Annotated in this window: 17 protein-coding genes and 3 pseudogenes; 8 read left to right on the top strand and 12 right to left on the bottom strand. The window is 57.7% G+C overall.

Going from position 1 to position 20,518, the window contains the following annotated elements:
* Nucleotides 1-93: 93 nt before the first annotated feature.
* Nucleotides 94-309, bottom strand: a pseudogene (locus AO242_RS19450) (sensor histidine kinase); the annotation flags it as partial.
* Between the two features lie 154 nt (nucleotides 310-463).
* Here AO242_RS19450 and AO242_RS19445 point away from each other — a divergent pair.
* The gene (locus tag AO242_RS19445) at nucleotides 464-1,096 is read left to right on the top strand and encodes a hypothetical protein (protein ID WP_099270006.1); all 633 of its coding nucleotides are present in this window, start codon (nucleotides 464-466) and stop codon (nucleotides 1,094-1,096) included.
* A gap of 171 nt (nucleotides 1,097-1,267) precedes the next feature.
* On the opposite strand, the gene AO242_RS19440 is transcribed toward AO242_RS19445, so the two are convergent.
* The 3 genes from AO242_RS19440 to AO242_RS19430 all read right to left on the bottom strand — a co-directional run bounded on the left by AO242_RS19440 (nucleotide 1,268) and on the right by AO242_RS19430 (nucleotide 4,512).
* On the bottom strand, nucleotides 1,268-2,659 hold the full coding sequence (locus tag AO242_RS19440; RefSeq protein ID WP_099270005.1) for a sensor histidine kinase: 1,392 nt from the start codon (nucleotides 2,657-2,659) through the stop codon (nucleotides 1,268-1,270).
* Nucleotides 2,637-3,320 carry a response regulator transcription factor gene (locus AO242_RS19435; protein WP_027901208.1) on the bottom strand — a complete coding sequence of 228 codons (684 nt, stop codon included), beginning with the start codon at nucleotides 3,318-3,320 and terminating at the stop codon, nucleotides 2,637-2,639. Before AO242_RS19435 ends, AO242_RS19440 begins: the two co-directional genes overlap by 23 nt.
* 271 nt (nucleotides 3,321-3,591) lie before the next feature.
* A complete protein-coding gene (locus AO242_RS19430; protein ID WP_099270004.1) occupies nucleotides 3,592-4,512 on the bottom strand; it encodes a formate/nitrite transporter family protein in 921 nt (306 codons plus the stop codon).
* 140 nt (nucleotides 4,513-4,652) lie between these two features.
* On the opposite strand from AO242_RS19430, the gene AO242_RS19425 reads away from it, so the two are divergent.
* Both AO242_RS19425 and AO242_RS19420 read left to right on the top strand, forming a co-directional pair.
* Nucleotides 4,653-5,138, top strand: a complete 486-nt coding sequence (locus AO242_RS19425; protein WP_099270003.1) for a GNAT family N-acetyltransferase — start codon at nucleotides 4,653-4,655, stop codon at nucleotides 5,136-5,138.
* 68 nt (nucleotides 5,139-5,206) lie between these two features.
* Entirely contained in the window at nucleotides 5,207-6,976 is a 1,770-nt protein-coding gene (locus AO242_RS19420) for a S8/S53 family peptidase (RefSeq protein ID WP_099270002.1), read from the top strand.
* An 18-nt stretch (nucleotides 6,977-6,994) separates the two neighbouring features.
* Here AO242_RS19420 and pncA read toward each other — a convergent pair whose 3' ends face one another.
* The 5 genes from pncA to AO242_RS19395 all read right to left on the bottom strand — a co-directional run bounded on the left by pncA (nucleotide 6,995) and on the right by AO242_RS19395 (nucleotide 12,441).
* Nucleotides 6,995-7,633 (bottom strand): bifunctional nicotinamidase/pyrazinamidase, encoded by a 639-nt coding sequence (gene pncA / locus AO242_RS19415; RefSeq protein WP_099270001.1) that lies wholly within the window; start codon nucleotides 7,631-7,633, stop codon nucleotides 6,995-6,997.
* Between the two features lie 178 nt (nucleotides 7,634-7,811).
* Nucleotides 7,812-8,768, bottom strand: a complete 957-nt coding sequence (locus tag AO242_RS19410; RefSeq protein WP_099270009.1) for a D-2-hydroxyacid dehydrogenase family protein — start codon at nucleotides 8,766-8,768, stop codon at nucleotides 7,812-7,814.
* Nucleotides 8,769-8,833: 65 nt separating this feature from the next.
* The gene (locus AO242_RS19405) at nucleotides 8,834-9,487 is read right to left on the bottom strand and encodes a DUF1345 domain-containing protein (RefSeq protein WP_099270000.1); all 654 of its coding nucleotides are present in this window, start codon (nucleotides 9,485-9,487) and stop codon (nucleotides 8,834-8,836) included.
* A 229-nt stretch (nucleotides 9,488-9,716) separates the two neighbouring features.
* Nucleotides 9,717-11,057 carry a glucarate dehydratase gene (gene gudD / locus AO242_RS19400; RefSeq protein ID WP_099269999.1) on the bottom strand — a complete coding sequence of 447 codons (1,341 nt, stop codon included), beginning with the start codon at nucleotides 11,055-11,057 and terminating at the stop codon, nucleotides 9,717-9,719.
* A 34-nt stretch (nucleotides 11,058-11,091) separates the two neighbouring features.
* Nucleotides 11,092-12,441 (bottom strand): MFS transporter, encoded by a 1,350-nt coding sequence (locus tag AO242_RS19395; protein WP_099269998.1) that lies wholly within the window; start codon nucleotides 12,439-12,441, stop codon nucleotides 11,092-11,094.
* Nucleotides 12,442-12,875: 434 nt separating this feature from the next.
* On the opposite strand from AO242_RS19395, the gene AO242_RS19390 reads away from it, so the two are divergent.
* A complete protein-coding gene (locus tag AO242_RS19390) occupies nucleotides 12,876-13,589 on the top strand; it encodes a FadR/GntR family transcriptional regulator (RefSeq protein ID WP_099269997.1) in 714 nt (237 codons plus the stop codon).
* A 117-nt stretch (nucleotides 13,590-13,706) separates the two neighbouring features.
* Here the strand turns inward: AO242_RS19390 and AO242_RS19385 are convergent, their stop codons facing one another.
* Nucleotides 13,707-14,849 (bottom strand): alpha/beta hydrolase, encoded by a 1,143-nt coding sequence (locus tag AO242_RS19385; protein WP_373562237.1) that lies wholly within the window; start codon nucleotides 14,847-14,849, stop codon nucleotides 13,707-13,709.
* 339 nt (nucleotides 14,850-15,188) lie between these two features.
* On the opposite strand from AO242_RS19385, the pseudogene AO242_RS29795 reads away from it, so the two are divergent.
* Nucleotides 15,189-15,275, top strand: a pseudogene (locus AO242_RS29795) (VOC family protein); the annotation flags it as partial.
* A gap of 18 nt (nucleotides 15,276-15,293) precedes the next feature.
* Here AO242_RS29795 and AO242_RS19375 read toward each other — a convergent pair.
* Nucleotides 15,294-15,776: a GFA family protein gene (locus AO242_RS19375; RefSeq protein ID WP_099269995.1), complete on the bottom strand. Its 483-nt coding sequence runs from the start codon at nucleotides 15,774-15,776 to the stop codon at nucleotides 15,294-15,296.
* Between the two features lie 254 nt (nucleotides 15,777-16,030).
* Between AO242_RS19375 and AO242_RS30250 the strand changes: the two are divergent.
* The 3 genes and pseudogenes from AO242_RS30250 to AO242_RS19365 all read left to right on the top strand — a co-directional run.
* Nucleotides 16,031-16,798 (top strand): annotated as a pseudogene (locus AO242_RS30250) (MCP four helix bundle domain-containing protein); the annotation flags it as partial.
* A complete protein-coding gene (locus tag AO242_RS30245; RefSeq protein ID WP_373562236.1) occupies nucleotides 16,793-17,656 on the top strand; it encodes a methyl-accepting chemotaxis protein in 864 nt (287 codons plus the stop codon). The pseudogene AO242_RS30250 and the gene AO242_RS30245, both read left to right, overlap by 6 nt.
* A gap of 88 nt (nucleotides 17,657-17,744) precedes the next feature.
* Nucleotides 17,745-18,989 (top strand): D-mannose isomerase, encoded by a 1,245-nt coding sequence (locus tag AO242_RS19365; protein ID WP_099269993.1) that lies wholly within the window; start codon nucleotides 17,745-17,747, stop codon nucleotides 18,987-18,989.
* Between the two features lie 675 nt (nucleotides 18,990-19,664).
* Here AO242_RS19365 and xth read toward each other — a convergent pair.
* Nucleotides 19,665-20,453: an exodeoxyribonuclease III gene (xth, locus tag AO242_RS19360; protein WP_027900505.1), complete on the bottom strand. Its 789-nt coding sequence runs from the start codon at nucleotides 20,451-20,453 to the stop codon at nucleotides 19,665-19,667.
* Nucleotides 20,454-20,518 lie beyond the last annotated feature (65 nt).

Raw genomic sequence — 20,518 nt, 5'->3', positions numbered from 1 at the left:
ATGGGATCTGGTCAGGGAACGCATTTTTCGCTGACGCACCGCATCGCGGGCAAGCGCGCTCCTACAGATCGTTGAACAAGCAATAGTGCACGATCACACCAACGCCACCGTCTGCCGACACTCCAGACTCAATCTCGCGCCACCCAGCGGACTCGTACCGATGTGCAAGGTGAAGCCGTGCAGGTTGACGATCGCCGCAACGATGGACAGCCCCAGGCCAAACCCGTGTTTCTGAATGCTGCCTTCACTGCGATAAAAGCGTTGGAACACCGCTTGCCGTTCTGCCTCAGGAATACCGGGGCCTGAGTCCTGACCTAAAAAACTGCCAGAGCTGTGCATGACTGATTCACACATTCACTTTTATCAATATCTATGGCATTTAAGAGTGCGCAGTGGTAACTGTGCTTAGTGTGGGCGGTATACCTGGCTTGAATTTGGGATTCATCGGGTTAAGGAGGCTGTCTTGGGGCTTGTCCAGATTTTGCTTATTTTTCTATTTTTAGCAGCTTTTTTTACGCTCTATCTCGTTGGGCGCTTGCTCATGTTGGAGACCTTAAGGCAAAGAGTACTTTGGATCGTACTCATGGTGACTGTGCTAGGTTCATTGTTTGGCGACGATATCGTGACTCTTACATACTTCAAGAGGGTGTGCCCGTCGATGGCAGATGGGCTTGTTCAGAAACGAAGCGTGTCAGGTTTTTATGTCACTGATTCTACACCTGACGACATCAGGCGGTATTTGGATAAAGGCTATGAATTTATTGAAACAAAAAATCCGGAGGGTGGCTACTATCGATATATGCGTGACGGAAGAATACTCCCGGTAGAAAGGCTTGAGAGTGCCGTAGCTTTAAAACACTACTCAAGGCCGGAGTTCCTAGGTGTCAGGGTTTATGGAGATCGCATTGTTGATTTAGCAAATGAAAGAATTCTTGCCTTTACGGGGACAGCATCAACTACTGGGGGGAGAACTCACGAAATCTTCCAGAAAATCATTTGGGAAAAACCACTTTACATGTCGTGTCATTTTGCTTCGGTTTCCAACGGAATCTTATTAGGCGCTATTCCACCTCAAAAAAAGGAGTTGCTAAAGTGAGAGAGACAACAGCTCGCTTACCGGTTTTTTCAAGCCATAGCATCTAAACTGCGGACGTCCATGGCTAGTAAACCGCCTAGCCTACGATTGCTTGCATCCTGAGGTGCTCGCTAAGCGTTTCTCACGACGCTTCCCATCCCAGTAACAGAAAGTATTCGACCGCGATCACCCTCACACCAACGCCACCGTCTGCCGACACTCCAGACTCAATCTCGCCCCACCCAGCGGGCTGGTCCCGATGTGCAAGGTGAAGCCGTGCAGGTTGACGATCGCCGCAACGATGGACAGCCCTAGGCCAAACCCGTGTTTCTGAATGCTGCCTTCACTGCGATAAAAGCGTTGGAACACCGCTTGCCGTTCTGCCTCAGGAATACCGGGGCCTGAGTCCTGGACTTCGAGGCAGGTGCTGTCGCCGTCTGCTCTGGCACTAAGGATCACGCTGCCGCCGGGCGGGGTGAACTTGATCGAGTTGCTGAGCAGGTTTGCCAGTGCTTCGAAGAGCAGGGCGCGGTCGCCCAATAGTGGTGGCAGCGGATCCTCCACGCGCAGGTACAGGCTGACGCCGCCTTCCTCGGCCAGAGGCAGGTAAAAATCGTGAACCTCTTGCAACAGTTCGCCAGGATCGACTTCGACGAACGCCGAGCGACGCTGGTGATCCTCGATTTCCGAGATGCGCAGCAAGCCGCGAAAACGCGCCATCAGCGTGTCTGCCTCGGCAATCACTTGATCCATTTGCGTCGCTACCAGGGAGTCTTCCGGCGATTGTTGCTGGATGCGATAGAGCTGCGCTCGCAAGCGAGTCAGAGGTGTGCGCAGGTCATGGGCGATGCTGTCGCAGACGCCTTTGACCTCATTCATCAGTTTTTCGATGCGATCGAGCATGGCGTTGACGATGACCGCCAGCATGTCCAGCTCATCGCGGCGTGCCGACACTGGAAGGCGGCGACCCAGATCGCCTGCGACGATTGCCTCGGCGCTTGCCTGAATGCCGCGAATGCGTTTTAGCGGTCGGCGACTCAGCAAATGCCAGCCAGCAATGCCGGGAATAATCGTCAATGACAGCCCCCAGAGCAGGGCGCGCAAGATCAGGGTAGTGACGGCGAACAGTGACCCGTTGTCGCGCACCAGCACCAGCCAGTGACCGTCGCGGGTCTGGCTGGCGACCGCGTCACAAGTGTCCTGCGGCATGTGCGGATCTTCGGAGTCGACGCAGTTGCTCAACTGATGAATCTTGCCGTCCAGCGGCAGGCTGGGAGGGACCGTTTTTATCGGGCCATTGAGCGGGCGCAGCTCGGCGTCGAAAAGGCCATAGGCATCCACGGCGCGCATGTCGAAGGTCATGCTGGAGGTCAGCGCCTCGATCAACTGTTCGCCTTCAAAGCGGGCAAACAGTTGCTGGCGTTGCATGAGGGAGTGGCGGGCGAGGTTTTCCAGGTAGCTGCTGACTTCCCAGTACAACACGCCGATCAGCGTGCAGCTCCAGGCCACGAACAGAAAACTGTACAGCGCCAGCAAGCGGCTAGTAGAGGAACGCCAGCCTTTAGACGGGTTCAGCAATGACATAACCCGAGCCTCGCACGGTCCGAATCAGTGGAGTCATGCCGGGAGGGTCGATTTTTTTCCGCAAGCGCCCAATGTGTACGTCGATCAGGTTGGTGCCGGGATCGAAGTGATAGCCCCAGACCTCCTCGAAAATCATCATGCGGGTGATGATCTGCCCGCTGTTGCGCATCAGGAATTCCAGCAGTTTGTATTCGGTGGGCAGCAAGCTAAGAGGCTGTTGTCCGCGGCTGGCTTCACGTTTGATCAGGTTCAGCTCCAGATCGGCGACCCGCAATATAGTTTCTGCGGCGGCCACAGTGTTACGTCGGCGCAGCAAGACTTCAACCCGTGCGGCCATTTCGTCGGACGCAAAGGGCTTGGCGAGGTAATCATCGCCACCGGCACGCAGGCCGCGCACACGTTCATCGACGTCGGAGAGGGCGCTGATCATCAGAATAGGGGTGAGGATGCCTTGCGCGCGCAAGGTGGTCACAATGGCCAGACCGTCCACTTCGGGCAGCATTCGGTCGAGGGTGATCAGGTCATAGTCGCCGCTTACCGCACGGGCGAGGCCCTCACGGCCATTATCGACCCAGTCCACCTCAAGGCCATGGTTGCTCAATTCCGCAACGATTTCCTGGGCGGTCACGGCATCGTCTTCGATGGTCAGAATTCGGGTCATCTTGCCTGCCTGAAGGATTACAGCCAAAAAACCTATTCTCGCTGATGTGACCTGAACAGTTTCTGAAAGAATTTTCATCTGTTACAGGTTTTGGTATGGAATGCATTTCTTGCAGGAAATCCTGTGTTCCCCTGCAACCCCGTAGGACCGGCTTTAGCCGGGAGGGCGATATTCCGGACGAAGGAGATCTGGCAAATGCCCCTAAGTCCTCCCGGCTAAAGCCGGTCCTACGGGATTGTGTTCCTACAACGGGAATCGCATTCCAGCTCGGTTACTTGGTAACCGTCGCAGCCTGCTCCTCTTCCTTCAACCGCTTCTTCTCTGCAATCTTTTTCAGCCGGTCCCGCTCAAGCTTGGCAGTGGTGTCTTTTTCGCTGCGGATCTGCGCATGGCTGAGAATGGCGAAGATGAAGCTGCCGCCAATGATGTTACCGGCGAGCGTTGGGGCGGCAAAGACCAGCCAGAAGTCACTCCAGGACAATTCGCCGGCAAACACCAGATACGATGCTTCGGCCGAGCCCACCACAATATGGGTGAAATCACCGAGGGCCATGAGGTAAGTGATCAGCACGATGATCCAGATCTTCGCAGCTTCCATGGACGCGATCATCCAGACCATGGTGGCGATCATCCAGCCGGACACGATGCCTTTGGAGAACATGTGAATGACGTCGTTTTCCATCACCTTGCGGCCGATTTCCAGAAACGCCTTGTCAGTCTGGCTATCGAAGATCGGCAGATTCAACATCACATAGGCCACCAGCAAAGTACCGCACAGGTTGCCGAACAGCACCACGCCCCACAATCGCAACAACCGACCCAGGTTGCTCAAGGTCGGCTTGCTCATGACCGGCAGCACCGCCGTCAGGGTGTTTTCGGTGAACAGTTGCTGACGAGCCAGGATGACCGCGAGAAAACCGGCGGAATAACCCAGGCTGGCGATGACATGACTGGACTCGATATCCGGCAGGCGTGACTTGAACAACCCCATGGCCATCAGCGACAGGCCCATGGTCAAACCCGCGGCCAACGCCGACCACCAGAGGGCCGCAACGCTGCGCTCCAGCTCATGATCGCCCTGAATGCGAATGGTCTCGTGCAGCACCGCCGCACGGGGAGGCTGGTTCTCGTCGACTTCGCGTTCTTCTTCAGCGGATAACCCGGGGGTTCTGCCTTCTTCATTGTTGTCCATACAGCATCCTTAAATACGAGTGAAGGCGTAGACGTTTTAATGCTGCGCCGGGCTGATGCTTGAGACACAATCCACCGCCGGTCGTTCGCTGCTGAACGGCCTGTTCGATCATAAAGAGCCATCATTACAAGGAGAGAGTCGTGACGTTGCATATTCGTGAGGCCACCCGGGCTGATGCCCAGGTCATTCTTGGCTTTATTACCGAGTTGGCCATCTATGAAAAGGCCGAGCATGAAGTTCTGGCAGACGTCTCTGATATCGAGCGTAGCCTGTTTGACGAAGCGTCTCCGGCCAAGGCGCTGATTTGCCTGCTGGATGATCAACCGATCGGTTTTGCCGTGTACTTCTTCAACTATTCCACATGGCAGGGGCGCAAAGGCTTGTACCTGGAAGACCTGTTTGTGTCACTCGAACATCGCGGTGTCGGCGCAGGCAAACACCTGTTGCGCCACTTGGCGAAAATCGCCCATGACACAGGCTGCGGCCGGTTTGAGTGGAGCGTGCTGGACTGGAATAAGCCTGCCATCGATTTCTATAAATCCATCGGCGCCGAGCCGCAGGACGAGTGGGTGCGGTACCGAATGGAAGGGGAAAGCCTCAAGCACTTCGCGCTGGGCGGCTCTTGAGCTGAGCCCTGAACCCTGAGGGGACGCAGCAGTCAGACTGCTATCGCCGCGTCCCTCAGGATTGTTAAATGCTCAGTCGCACCGTATTGCCCGTGTTCATGGCTGCTTTGGCCGGTGTTTCGTCAGTACAGGCCAATGAGGCTTTACGGGTCGAGCGGCTGCAGCGTTGCGACGATCTGTTGGGCCGCGAGCAGCAGACCTTCTGTCTTGGCGTCCGCGGGCTGAAACCCGGTGCTGTGCAGCTCAAACTGGATGGCAAAGCGTTGCCGGGCCAGGTGATTGAGCGTGACGGCGAGCGACTAAAGTTGCGCCTGAGCGCTGCCGACTGGCTCAGCGGCCCCTTGTGGCTTGAGCAGGAAGGGCAGAGCAGCAATGCCGTATGGCTGAGCATGGCAGGCAGTCACGTGTTGGCGGCTACGCCAAAGGAGGTCGCCAAGAACATGGACGGCCTGACCAGTTACGTTGATCTGGTCAGCGTGATCATCGAAGAAAAATTCCAGGGTGCAGAAGAAGCCGAGCGCATCGCGAAAAAGTACGGTGCCACCGTCGTCGGTTCCATCGCACCGCTCAACACTTACCAGCTGCGCCTGCCGGTGACTGATCTGGTACAGCGCGACGCCATGGTGCTGCGCATGGGCAGTGAGGTCAGCGTTGATGCCGTGGTGGTCGAGGAGTCGGCCGCCGAATCCCCTGAAGGCGAAGCGGCGCCGAGCGATGGCAAGCAGGCCAAGCCGACTCAGGATCAGTGGGCGGCCAACCGCTTCATGGACGCGGTCAACTATTACCAGCGCAGGATTCCCGCCGTCACTTCGCCGATCAAACCGGTACCGATCCGCATCGGGATCATTGAGCGCGAAGTGGACTTTGATTCCCCGGACTTTGCCGATTATCTGGGTGACTGCAAATCAGGCAAGCCCCGTACGTGCCTGTACGCCCGTGACGCGAAAAAGCCCGACGGGCATGGCTCCACCGTGGCGGGTATTCTGGCGGCGGACACTGCCAAGGGCGGCAATAGCGGCTTTCTGCGCGCGCTGGATGGCGTCAGCGACGGTTTCGAGGTGATTGTCGAGCGCAACTCCGATGCCGGCATCACGGCGAATGTCGCAGCATCGGTGAATCTGGTTGAAGACGGCGCGCGAGTCCTGAACTGGAGTTGGGGGCTGCATCGGGTCGGCGCGAAAAACGTCGAGGGCGATGAGGTGGATTCGTTGCTCAGGTCTGGCATTGCCATGTCCGGTTACGAAGAACTGCTGGAAGAGTTTTTCCTCTGGCTACGGCGCAAGCACCCCGATGTGGTGGTGATCAATTCGGCAGGCAACGGCTCGTCGTTCTCCGGGACGGACGAGTACCGCCTGCCGTCTTCGTTCATCACGGACCAGTTGCTGGTGGTGGGTGGGCATCAGCGCAGCAAGGATGACGATCTGCCCATCGATGATCCTGCCTACGTCGAGAAACGCGAGTCATCCAACGTTGATAGCCGCGTTGACATCATGGCTGCAGCCTGCACGCGGGCATCGACCCTCACGGCGGGTGAGCAGGGCGCGGTCCATTGCGGTACGTCCTACGCTACGCCGATGGTCACCGGGATTGTCGCCGCCATGCTGTCGATCAACCCGAAGCTGACGCCTGAACAGTTGCGCATGCTGTTGCGCCGCAGCGCCATGCCCATCGGTGGCAACTTTGATTTCGAAGCCATGGACGCCGATGACCTGACGGCACCGATCCTGCCGTCTGAACGCAATTACCAGATGGACGACAAGAACATCGGCCGCTCTGCACGTCTGGACATGCAGAAGGCGCTGGACCTTTCGGTACAGAGCCTAAAGCGGGAGCGCTGATCGGCGGTATCTGAACGGTTATTTGAGCAGTTCAGTGCTTTGGATGCGTGTCACGCCTGCCGCTGTCATGTCTTGCCAGGCTTTGTCCAGCGAGCCATTCATGTCGATGGCGCGACAGGCGTCGGCGATGACCAGCGTAGTGAACCCGGCAGCTCTTGCATCCAGTGCCGACCATGCTACGCAGAAGTCCAGCGCCAGACCCACCACAAATACGTTCTGGACGCCTCGCTCCTTGAGATAGCTGGCCAGGCCGGTGGGCGTCACGCGGTCAGCTTCGAGGAACGCCGAATAGCTGTCGATGTGCGGGTTACAGCCCTTGCGCAGGATCAATTGCGCGTGGGGCAGGTCCAGATCCGCATGCAGTTGTGCGCCATGGCTGTCTTGAATGCAGTGGTCCGGCCAAAGGGTTTGCGGGCCATAGGGCAGGGTGGTTATCTCGAACGGCAGGCGGCTTGAATGGCTGGACGCAAACGAGATATGCCCCGCCGGATGCCAGTCCTGAGTGATGACAACGCCTTGAAATTGCTCACCGAGACGGTTGATCAACGGCACCAGCGCATCGCCCTCGGCCACCGCCAGCGCGCCGCCGGGCATGAAGTCGTATTGCATGTCGATGACCAGCAGAACGCTGTCGAGACCGAATGCGTTTGGGTTCATGGGGTTGCTCCTGGAAACTCTGAAATGGAACGTGTTTTCCCTGTAGGAGCTGCCGAAGGCTGCGATAGCGGTGTATCAGAGTGAATGCTTCGCAGCCTTCGGCAGCTCCTACAGGATTGGTCAACCCAGAAAATATAGGTTCTCTGTCTGCCGCACCACAGCGGGTATCAGGGATGACTTAACCAAACACCCGAATCGGCGCACCCGCACTCCACGCCTGAATATCTTCAATCATCTGGCTGTAGAACATCCGGTAATTGTTCTCGGTGACATAACCCACATGGGGCGTCGCGAGCACGTTATCCAGCACACGAAATGGATGCTCGGCAGGCAGCGGTTCGATGGCAAACACATCCAGTGCCGCACCCGCGATGCGCCGCTTTTGCAGGGTTTCAATCAGTGCCCCTTCGTCGACGATAGGCCCGCGCGAAGTGTTGATCAGGTAAGACGTCGGCTTCATCCAGCCCAGCGCCTGAGCATCCACCAGCCCACGGCTGCGGTCGCTGAGCACCAGGTGGATCGACAGAATATCCGCCTGCTCGAACAGCTCCTGCTTGCTGACATACGTCACGCCGGATTCAGCAGCGGCTTCAGCCGTGAGGTTCTCACTCCAGGCGATGACGTTCATGCCAAACGCCAGACCATAGCGGGCGATCCACTTGCCGATGCTGCCGAGCCCGAGAATACCCAGTGTCTTGCCATGCAAATCACTGCCGATGCCGACCTGCCACTGGCCGCCGCGCAACGAATTGGCCTCGTCCACCAGATTGCGGGTCACGCCCATGATCAGCGCCCAGGTCAGCTCCGGGGCGGCGTGCTTGTAGCTTTCCGTGCCGCACACCTGAATGCCGAGGCGGGTGGCCGCTTTGACGTCAATCGCCGCGTTGCGCATGCCGCCAGTCACCAGCAGTTTGAGGTTGGGCAATTGGCTGAGCAGGGCTTCGTCGAAAGTGGTCCGCTCGCGCATCACGCAAATCACCGTGAAAGCCTGCAAGCGTGCCGCCATGGTGGCGGTATCGGCGGGGTATTCATGAAGAAAGCTGATTTCACCGATGCTGTTCAGGACCGACCAGTCCACGACATCACTGGCGACGGATTGCCAGTCATCCAGCACTGCAATTTTTGTATGCGTCATCTCGAACTCGCCTTTTTTGCTGCAGTTTTCAGGGTTGTGCCGCAACAGTAGCGCCAGATGGCCGCTTAGCCAAACAGCCCGGCGGCAAGATTGATTGAAAAGCCGAGGATCGCCGTGTTGAAAATGAAACCGATCAGGCTCTGGGCCAGGACGATCCTGCGTAAACCCGGCGTCGCGACGCCCACATCCGAGGTTTGCACCGCCACGCTGAGGGTGAAGGAGAAGTACAGGAAGTCCCAATAATCCGGGTGCTTCTCGCCATCCGCGAAACGCAGAGCCGGTTCTTTACCCTTCCAGGTATAAAACAGGCGGGCGTAATGCAGGCTGAAAATCACCCCGGTGACCAGCCACGAGCCTACGACTGTCAGGGCGGTGAAGGCGTAGTGCAGCGCCCGGTCATCCGTGGTCATCGCCTTGCTGCCGGACAGTTCCAGCGTGATTGCTGCGAGGCTGGCCAGTGCGGCGACGCACACGGTGACCAGTACCAGTCCGGCGTTTTCATCCTCGACCATGGAAATTCGCTCTGCGTCAGCCGCATTGGTGCGAAACGTGCGGATCAGGATCAGTACCAGATACACCCAGACGGTAACGTTCCAGGCAATCAGGCACTTGCTGGTGATGGATATCTGCGGAGTGATGATTGCTGCGGCAAGCCCGCTGGCGAGGCCCAGGGCAGTGGCGATGCTCAAACGTGGGTGGGTATGAGCGATATGGGACATGGGCCGGACTTCATTGCGGATGATGTACGAACATTAGCACGGGCTTTTGTGGCGGAATAAAAAACGACGCGCAAGGGGGTTGCGCGTCGTATGCCAGCTTGGCAAGGATTTACGTTCTTCGGTAGGAGCGAACTTGTTCGCGAGACGGCAGGCCTGCGTACGTAGCTGCGACGACTCGCCAGCAAGTGGGCTCCTACCGGTATAGCGTTCATTCACGTCGAGACGGAATTCACCGAACCAGACACGGCTGCTTGTTGTTGAATTTCCAGTCCGGCACCAGGAATTGCATGGCGACGCCGTCATCACGTGCACCCAGGCCCATGCCTTTGTAGAGTTCGTGAGCCTTGTGCACCTGATCCATGTCCAGCTCGACGCCCAGCCCCGGCTTCTTCGGCACTTGCACGGCGCCGCCCACAATCTGCAACGGTTCGCGGGTCAGACGCTGGCCGTCCTGCCAGATCCAGTGAGTGTCGATGGCGGTGATATCCCCCGGTGCGGCGGCGGCCACATGGGTGAACATCGCCAGGGAAATATCGAAGTGGTTGTTGGAGTGCGAACCCCAGGTCAGGCCCCATTCGTTGCACATTTGCGCCACCCGCACCGAACCCTGCATGGTCCAGAAGTGAGGGTCGGCGAGTGGAATGTCCACCGACTGCAACTGAATCGCATGGCCCATTTCACGCCAGTCGGTGGCGATCATGTTGGTGGCGGTTTTCAGGCCGGTAGCACGACGGAACTCAGCCATGACTTCGCGACCGGAGAAGCCGTTTTCCGCACCGCAGGGGTCTTCGGCGTAGGCCAGCACATGGTGCTGATCGCGGCACAGACGAATCGCTTCTTTCAGTGACCATGCGCCATTCGGGTCGAGGGTGATCCGGGCGTCCGGGAAACGTTCGGCGAGGGCGGTAACCGCCTCGATTTCCGCATCGCCGCTGAGCACGCCGCCTTTCAGTTTGAAATCCTGGAAGCCATAACGCGCCTGCGCTGCCTCTGCCAGACGCACAACCGCTTTAGGCGTCAGCGCTTCTTCATGGCGCACGCGGAACCAGTCGTTGTCGGCATCCGGCTCCCTGCGGTAATCCAGATTGGTTTTGCCTTGGTCACCGACATAGAACAGGTAACCGAGCATTTTCACTTCATCGCGCTGCTGCCCTTCACCGAGCAGGGCAGCAACCGGCACGTCCAAGTGCTGACCGAGCAAGTCCAGCAGGGCTGCCTCCAAAGCGGTCACGGCGTGAATGGTGATGCGCAGATCAAAAGTCTGCAGGCCGCGCCCACCAGCATCACGTTCGGCGAAGGTCTTGCGCACGTCATTCAGGATTTTCTGGTAGGTGCCAATCGAGCTGCCCACCACCAATTGCCGCGCATCTTCCAGCGTCTGGCGAATGCGTTCGCCGCCTGGTACTTCACCCACGCCGGTGTGCCCGGCATTGTCCTGGAGTATCACGATGTTGCGGGTGAAGTAGGGGCCATGGGCGCCGCTGAGGTTGAGCAGCATGTCATCGTGACCGGCGACCGGGACGACCTGCATGCTGGTGATAACAGGGGCTTTGCTCAGGTTCTGACTCATTGTTTCAGGTCCTTTTAATAATCGTAGCGGGCGATCAAGAGTGGGCAGCAGTGGTGGGCAGCGGCTCTACCGGACTCTTGCCGGGCTTCGGCGTGTTGCGTGCAGCGAAAACGATGATGGCGGCAATAATCGAGGTGGCCGTCAAACCATACAGGCCGCCCTGGATCGAGCCGGTGTGTTGCTCCAGCAAGCCAAACGTGGTTGGCGCAACGAAGCCGCCGAGGTTGCCTACCGAGTTGATCAAGGCAATCACCGCCGCCGCGATACGGGCGTCCAGATAAGCCTGGGGAATGGGCCAGAACAGCGACGATGCCGACTTGAAGCCTAGCGCAGCAAAACAGATCGCGACGAACGCAAAGATCGGACTGCCTGTCGTGGACATAAACATCCCGGCCGCTGCGATCAGCAACGCTGCGGCTACCCAGGCCTGTTGCCGCTTCCACTTGGCAGACATGGCCGCGAAAGCGTACATACCGACGATCGATAATAACCACGGGATGGAGTTGAACAGCCCGACCTGCATATCACTGAGATCGCCCATCTTTTTGATGATGCTTGGCAGCCAGAAGGTCGCAGCATAGATCGTCAATTGGATGAAGAAGTAGATCAGGCAGAACAGGATGATCTGGCGATCCTTGAGCAGCTTGCCGATGGAAGCTTTGACGGGGTTGGCAGCTTCACGAGCCCGTTGCTCTTCATCAATAGCGTTGACCAGTGCGTCCTGTTCTTCGCGGGTCAGCCATTTGGCGTCATGGGGTTTGGAGTCGAGCCAGAACCAGACGAAAGCACACAGGCCTACCGAGAACATGCCCTCAATGAAGTACATCCACTGCCAGCCTTTCATGCCGAAGCCGCTGATTTGCAGGAGCAAGCCAGAGAGCGGACCGGAAATCAGCGAGGCAATGGCCGAGCCGCTGAGGAAGATCGCAATGGCTTTACCGCGCTCTACACCTGGCAGCCAGCGGGTGAAGTAATAGATCACGCCAGGGAAGAAGCCTGCTTCGGCGACACCCAGCAGGAAGCGCAGGATATAAAAGTGGGTTTCGTTCTGGATGAAGGCCATGCAGGTGGCGACGATGCCCCAGGTGAACATGATCCGTGTCAGCCAGATGCGCGCACCGACCTTTTGCAGAAGCATGTTGGAAGGGACTTCGAACAGCGCGTAACCGATGAAGAACAGGCCGGCACCAAAGCCATAGGCGGCTGCGCCGATGCCCAGGTCATGCTCCATGTGCGATCGCACAAAGCCGATGTTCACGCGGTCAATGTAGTTGACGATAAACATGATGACGAACAGTGGCAGGATGTGGCGTTTGACCTTGGATACAGCTGAAACCAAAGTCGAATCGGCCCCATCACCCGTCCGGGTACTGGATGCGTTCAAGGATGAATCTCCCACTCGTTATTTTTATGCGGGTCTGTACAAGCTGATGGCTTGTGTTGATGGACATCATACAAGTAGATATTTGCCGCGCAAGAGGGTTATTGGCTGTTTTGGCAGAATTTTTCGCAAAACGAGATCGGCTGCTTCAGCAGTTTTGAACAGATTGAACAAGTGCGGATTGTTTTAAAATAATTAATAAAACCAATGGCTTAATGTTTTTTTAGCGAGCCTTTAAGCGACTTTTACTTTCACGTTGTTTTTCTGAAAACCTTGGGCGGGCCTTGAACCACGGCGTTTTTGGGACCGAGTGCGTAGAGAGCGGTTTTATGTGTTGTCATACAAGTAAAATGAGTGTGTTCAGGTCTGCTTGTATGACAAGCACTTCTTGAGCGGTGCTATGATCCCGGCAAAATTGGCGTTCAGGACAGGTCTTCATGCAGCAGCCCACGCGTCAGGCACCAAAGCGCCGACCTCACAATCTGGCGACGGATCTGGTGACCGAGCTGAGTCAGCGGATTCTGCTGGGCAAGATCCCGGCAGGGCAAAAGCTGCCTTCGGAAAATCAGATCGTCCGTGAACATGGCGTGAGCCGCACGGTGGTTCGCGAGGCCATCTCCAAATTGCAGGCTTCCGGTCTGGTGGAAACCCACCACGGCGTCGGCACATTCGTGCTGGAGCGGGGTAATCAGACAGGGCTGCATCTGAAAGTTGAAACCGCTGCCAGTGTGCGAGACATGATCGAGCTGCGCATCGGTCTGGAAACCCAGGCCGTGGCGCTTGCAGCACTGCGCCGGACTGACGAACAATTGGCCGCGATGCGCCAGGCCCTGGATGACTATCAGGACCTGTTGGCCAACGAAGACAGTTGCGTAGAGGCCGACTGGCGTTTTCACATGCTGATCGCTGAAGCCACCGGCAACTCGTATTACACCGAGATCATGCAGCACCTGGGCAGCGCGATCATTCCCCGCAGTCGCATCGCGTCAAGCGAAAGGGCAGGCGCCAACCTCGCTCATCATGGGTATCTGGCCAATCTGGAACACGAGGCGCTGCTTGCTGCAATCCGCCGCCAGGACCCGGATGCAGCCCGTGCCGCGATGTGGACGCACCTGAGTAACAGCCGCGAACGCTTCGCGCCGCTGGATTGAGCGCTGTGATTGTTTCAAATGGCAAGGAACTGTAGGAGCTGCCGAAGGCTGCGATGGCGTTGTGTCAGGATGAATGCTTCGCAGCCTTCGGCAGTTCCTACAAGGGCCGGATCCCCTTCATTCAGAACCCGCCTCCGCATCCCCCAACACCTGCAGCATCACCCCTGACTGCCAGTCGAACCAAGGATTAAAGGTAAGCCGCGCATGCACTTTGCCTGGCTCGCGGTAGCCCCAGTCCGAATACCACACCTGATCACCGGCCAGGCATTTCTGCATGTCCGCAGTTTCCTGACCGTTCCAGCAAATGCGCTGCTTGCCATTTACCCCGTATAGCGGGTTGTCCGGGGAGAACAGCAGGCCCATGTGCGAGAACTGGCTGATTCGGTATTCAGGCAGGTAATCCTTGCGCACCAGCACGCGGGGCGTTTTCGCGACGTCGGTCGGACTGTCGCCGTACCAGATCATGCGACTCGCCGGGTTGCTGAAACGCTGATTGAAATTGTCCAGGACATAGCGAGTATCCAGCACCGAATCATGTTGGGTAATTGCAATGAAAACGGGCTTGTCGTAGCGACGTTCTTCAAGTCGATCTTGCGCCAGCACGCTGCTGCGATAGAACTGCGCAAAGCCATTGGTGGGCACATTCAGGTAGCGCACGGGTGTCTGCAGCGGGCGCAACGGGTCGTTTGGGCTCGCCAGCCACGGTCGCGCCCAGGCAATCCACTGCGTCGCCCACGCGTAGGCGCTGTCGGAGCGAAAGGCTGGAGAGAACAGCACCAGCCCGGCGATTTCGTCGTGATCGTAGGCGTAATCCAGCACCAGATTGGCCCCCGTGGAAAAGCCGCCGAGATACACCTTGGGCACTTCATGGCCAAGCGTCTGCGCTTGTTCCCGAACCACCTTTTGCCATTGCTCCAGTGTGACATCGAGCATATCGGACGGCTGCGTGCCGTGACCGGGCAACAGCACGGTACGCACCAGAAACCCCTGAGCAGCGAGCTTTGCGCCGACGTCATGGAACGACCACGGCGAGTCACCCAGGCCATGAACCAGCAACACGCCGCCTTTGGGTGCGCCTGTCGGTCGCCATTCCTGCGGAGCGTTCCATTGCAGCTCGGCGGCACGGTCCGCAGTCTGGAAACTTCTGTGTTGCTGTATCCATTGCAGCGTCTGCTGACGATAGTCGGCAAAGCTTTGCGATGGATGATCATTGCCAGCCACTGAGGTGCAGGCCTGGAGTGCAAATAGGGCGGGGAGCAGGCATACGATTCGGTGCTTGGCCAAGATCGGTGGTTCTCTTCAGCGTGGGATTACCAGATGACCCGCACTTTGCCACGAGCGTTCCGTCGGCTGCCAGCTTCCGTTGGCTCGCGATAGCGTCAGTTCATGCGATAAATTTGTCGACCAGGAAATCGAATCGCGAGCAAGCTCACTTTCATCAAACAAACGACCACTTTCTGATTTGGAATACTTGTCTGTAGGAGCTGCCGAAGGCTGCGAAGCATTTCTCCTGACACACCGCGATCGCAGCCTTCGGCAGCTCCTACAGATTCTGCGCGACAGTGCGGCGTCTAGACGAACGGGCTGTTCCCGCAGGAAATACGCGCCGGTGCTACCGGGCCGATGCGCTCGGTCTATTTACGTGACCCGGATTTCAATCAGATCGAAATCCTGGAGCAGGTTTAAGGTTTTGCGTGGCTGGGCTTAGCGCACCAGTCCCAGCCGCTCATGCCATTCGGCAATAGACTCTTTCGGGTACTCATCGAATTGCTTGTCGCCTTCATGCACGCACACCTCGACCCAGGACGCTTTGGAGTCCAGCAGCAGGTGAGTATGCTCTGGCGGCGATGGCAGAGCGGTGTCGATGGCTGACGCAAAGGGGTGAATCAGCTCCGGCCATTCCGGGCTGAACAGCCACAGGCCGCTGCTGCACAATTTGCAGAAGTGCCGCTCGGCGCTGCTGATCCTGACGTGATGGTCTTCGCCGATTTTTGCGTGATAAATCGAAATATTTTCCCGGCCTTTGACCTTCAAACTTTTCGCATCGCCCCCCAGATTGATCGAGTAGCCGCCACCACCTTGGGTCTTGCGGCAGATTGAGCAATAGCAGCGTTGATAAGGGTAGGGATGGGCGCTGTTGAGGCTGAATTCGACTTCGCCACAGTGGCATGAACCTTCCAGATGCATGATGTGTTCTCCGTTCAAACGCTCAGAAAGCCTGGCGTGCTTTTGGGTAACTCCTAAGGTCTAGACAAAGTTATTGGCGGTTTGCGCAGAGCGTTCGTCTGTTCACGGACGATCTGTTTGAGAAATATTCGGAATTAATTTCCGGGGCAGGCGGTTTTTCGTTCAAGAAGGCCGCTCGTCGGTCGATATTTGGGTTGTCCTACAACATTCTGCTGTCCAGCTTGACCCTCCTGCCAACAACAAGAGCTTCCGTCATGAACCTACGCAATTTGACCATCGCCCGCCGAGCCGGTCTTGGCTTCACGCTTATCTCTTTGCTGGTCGCCTTGCTCGGCTGGTTTGCCATGGTTCAAATGTCGACGATTCGTCAGAGTGAGGTCGCGGTTGAAACCAACTGGCTGCCGAGCATGCGCGTGATCAACGACGTTCGTGAAATCATGCTGCGTATCCGCACTATTTCCCTGCGTATGGCGCTGGACCCGGATCCCAAGAATATCGCCACCTACCGCAGTCAGCTCGATGTGCGTAATCAGGACCTGAGCAAAAAACTCGATATTTTTGCCTCGTTTGTGGACACCCCGGAGGAAAAAGTACTTAGCGATCAGTTTCGGGTGACCCTGGGTGAGTATCAGAAAGCCCTCGATAAATCATTTGTGATCGCAGCGCAGAATGATCGCGATGCGCTGAACAAATTGTTGTTGGTGGACATGAAGACAATCGTCGACGGTTCCGGTAAGCAGCTGGCTGATCTCAGCGAGTTCTATGCGCAGCATGTCGATGCGGAAGGCAAGGCCGCTGAGGCGCAGTACGACAAGTCACGCAACATCGTATTCATTTTCGTGGTTATTGCTGGCCTGGGCACTATTGCCCTGGCCTTGCTGCTGACCCGCAGCATCGTGCGTCCGCTGGAGGTTGCCGTTACAGCGGCGGAAAACGTGGCCAATGGTGATCTGACCCAACGCATCACGGTGGACGGCAGTGATGAAGTGACCCGTTTGCTGGTGGCGCTGGACAAAATGCAGGGCAATTTGCGCTCGGCAATGCAGCACATCGGCAGCTCCGCGACACAGCTTGCTTCGGCTGCTACCGAGCTGAACTCGGTGACCGAAGACAGCTACCGCGGCCTGCACCAGCAGAACGCTGAAATCGATCAAGCGGCTACCGCTATCAACGAGATGACGTCGGCCGTTGAAGAAGTCGCGCGCAACGCTGTGTCCACCTCCGATGCATCGAACAACTCCAGTCGTTCGGCTTTGGCGGGTCAGGCGCGCGTCGTGGAAACCGTGCAGTCAATCCAGACCCTGACCGATAACGTCCAGGCGACTTCGACGCTGGTACAGAGCCTGGCTGATCAGTCGCAGGATATTGGCAAGGTGCTGGACGTGATTCGCTCCATTGCCGAGCAGACCAACCTGTTGGCCCTCAACGCAGCGATTGAAGCAGCGCGGGCGGGCGAGTCCGGTCGTGGTTTCGCCGTTGTAGCTGATGAAGTCCGGGCACTGGCCCATCGCACCCAGCAGTCGACCCTGGAAATCGACAAGATGGTCAGCGCCATGCGCAGCGGCTCTGCCCAGGCACTGGAATCCATGCTGACCAGCAGTGAACGCGCCAACGAAACCCTGACTCTGGCTCAAGGTGCAGGTGCATCGCTGACGGATATCACCTCATCCATCAACCAGATTTCGGAACGCAACCTGGTCATCGCCAGTGCGGCCGAAGAGCAGGCGCAAGTTGCCCGGGAAGTGGATCGCAACATCGTCAACATCCGCGACCTGTCCATGCAGTCGACCCAGGGCGCCAACCAGATCAGTGCCTCAAGCAATGAGCTGTCGCGCCTGGCGGGTGACCTGAATCAGGTGGTGGCTCGCTTCAAGGTCTGATTCGCTGCTGTCTTGCCTGGCGCTTGCTCCTTGCAGGTCCTGCCGGGCATGATTCGCCTCTGCTCAATGACAGAGGCGAGACAGCTTCATGGACAATAAGAACAATCTTTTCAGCAGTTGGCTTCGTGCGCCCGGTCACCATGAGTGGCTGGCCCGGGAAGGCAATCGACTCCTGACCTTCGCCAAGGCCTCACGGCTGCCTCAGGGGTTCGGCAATCTTGATGAGCGTGGCGTCCTGCCCGAAAACGCTCACGCCGAAACCATGAACACGGCCCGCATGACCCACAGCTTCGCCATGGCCCACATCCGTGGCATACCCGGCTGCGCAGCATTGGTGGACCACGGCATTGCGTCGCTGGCAGGGCCGCTGCGGGATGCGGAACATGGCGGCTGGTTCAGTACGCCCCTGACTCACCACAGCAAAACCGACAAACAGGCTTACTTGCATGCCTTCGTCGCATTGGCGGCCAGCTCGGCTGTCGTCGCGGGGCGGCCGGGTGCTCAGGCGTTGTTGTCGGAGGCTATCGAGGTGATCCAGCGCCGTTTCTGGAGCGAGGAGGAGGGCGCGATGCGAGAGTCCTTCGCTCGTGACTGGACACAAGAGGAAACCTATCGGGGTGCCAACAGCAACATGCACAGCACCGAGGCTTTTCTTGCCCTGGCCGATGTGACCGGCGATGCCCAGTGGCTGGATCGCGCCCTGCGGATTGTCGAGCGGGTGATTCACGGTCATGCGGCTGCCAATGAATATCAGGTGATCGAGCACTTCAGTCTGTCGTGGCAGCCGCTGCCGGAGTACAACCACGACAATCGCGCCGATGGCTTCCGCCCGTATGGCACCACGCCGGGGCACGCCTTTGAGTGGGCTCGGCTGTTGTTGCATCTGGAGGCGTCGCGTCAGCGTTTGAAGTTGCCGACCCCGTCGTGGCTGCAGGCGGATGCACGTCAGCTGTTTGCCAATGCGTGCCGTGATGCCTGGAATGTCGACGGCCTGCCGGGCATTGTCTACACCCTCGACTGGCACAAGCAGCCGGTGGTTCGTCATCGGCTGCACTGGGTCCATTGCGAGGCCGCCGCTGCTGCCGCCGCATTGCTGCAGCGCACGGATGAAAAGCAGTACGAAGACTGGTATCGATGCTTCTGGGAGTTCAACGAAACGTTGTTCATCGATCACGAACTGGGCAGCTGGCATCACGAACTTGACTCGCTCAATCAACCCAGCGCGGATATCTGGGGCGGCAAGCCTGATCTGTATCACGCGTATCAAGCGACGTTGTTGCCGGTATTGCCGCTGGCGCCAAGTCTGGCGAGTGCGTTGGCGGGGATGGGGTGAGGCAATGTGGTCTTGTGGAATGCAATGATTCCCTGTGGGGGTTATATGTTGGCTGCAAGCGTTGATCCCGGTGGGAGATTGTTTGTTTGTTTGCTTGCGTGCCCGTAGGACCGGCTTCAGCCGGGAGGGCGGTATTTCTGCCGAAAGATATCTGACAAAAGCTCCAGCGTCCTCCCGGCTGAAGCCGGTCCTACGCAATGACGTAAACCTGTGGGAGATTCTATGTTCACCTGCAATCCAGTAGGACCGGCTTTAGCCGGGAGGGCGATATTACTACCGAAGGATATTTAGCGAATGTCCTGACGTCCTCCCGGCTAAAGCGGAACGCCGCCCGGCCGGTCCTACGGAATAGCGCGGTCTATGTGGGAGCGAATTCATTCGCGAAGAGGCCGGCGCATCCGCAGCCTTTGTATCGACTGAAATACTGCCTTCCGGATGAAGTAGAGCGCCACCCTGGTCGGTCCCACCAGTCCTGCATGAGCTTGAAAAATTGTGGTGGCTGGAGATCCCCTTTGTGGGAGCCGGGCTTGGTCTGGGCCGCATCCGGACGATAAACGATAACGCGGTATGTCTTCCAGCTGCGTCTCATGTATCGTCCGGATGCGGCCCAGACCAAGCCCGGCTCCCTCAGGGGAATTGCATTTCACAGGGCGTGCATTTATTACGTTCGGGGTTTCACTCCCCCATCTCCAGCTCAACCCACGTCGGTGCATGGTCGCTGGGATGCGGCTCGTTCCTCGGCCAGTGATCCACACCGGCGCGCTCCAGTCGGGTGCTGGTTTCTGCGTTAAGCAGCAGATGATCGATCCGCAGTCCGGAATTGGTCTCCCAGTGCTTGCGAAAATAATCCCAGAACGTATAAATCGGCTCGTCCGGAAAGCACGTACGCAGGGCATCGGTCCAGCCCTGGGCCAGCAGGCGCTGAAAGCATTCGCGACTCTCCGGCTGCAGCAATGCATCCTTGAGCCATGACCGCGTGTTGTAAATATCCTCGTCCGTTGGCACGACGTTGTAATCGCCTGCCAGCACCACCGGATGCCCACTCGAATAAAGCGACTCGGCATGCTCGATAAGCTTTTCGAACCACGCCAGTTTGTAATCGAATTTTGGTCCCGGCTGAGGATTGCCATTGGGCAAGTACAGGCAGCCGACGATCACCCCATGCGCCGCCGCTTCGATGTAGCGGCTCTGGCTGTCCTTTTCAAAGCCGGGCAGGCCGCGGCGGATTTCCAGCGGCTCCATGCCCTTGGCCAGGATCGCCACGCCATTCCACGAAGGCTGTCCCTGCCAGATGGCGCCGTAGCCTGCGTCACGAATTTCGTCGATGGGGAAGGCCAGATCGGCAGCTTTCAATTCTTGCAGGCAAACCACGTCCGGACTTTCGCGGCGCAACCAGTCCAGCAGGATCGGCAAGCGGCTGCGAATGCCGTTGATGTTGAAAGTGGCGATTTTGATTGTGCTCACGGTGGTCCTCTCAAAGACGCAGTGATTAGCTGTTTGAGAGGGACCAGCGCGATAGATTCAATGGA

Source organism: Pseudomonas sp. ICMP 561, assembly GCF_002699985.1.
GTDB classification, from domain to species: domain Bacteria; phylum Pseudomonadota; class Gammaproteobacteria; order Pseudomonadales; family Pseudomonadaceae; genus Aquipseudomonas; species Aquipseudomonas quasicaspiana.
The sequence above is the reverse complement of the archived record's forward strand: the minus strand, read 5'-3'. Positions and strand labels throughout refer to the sequence as shown.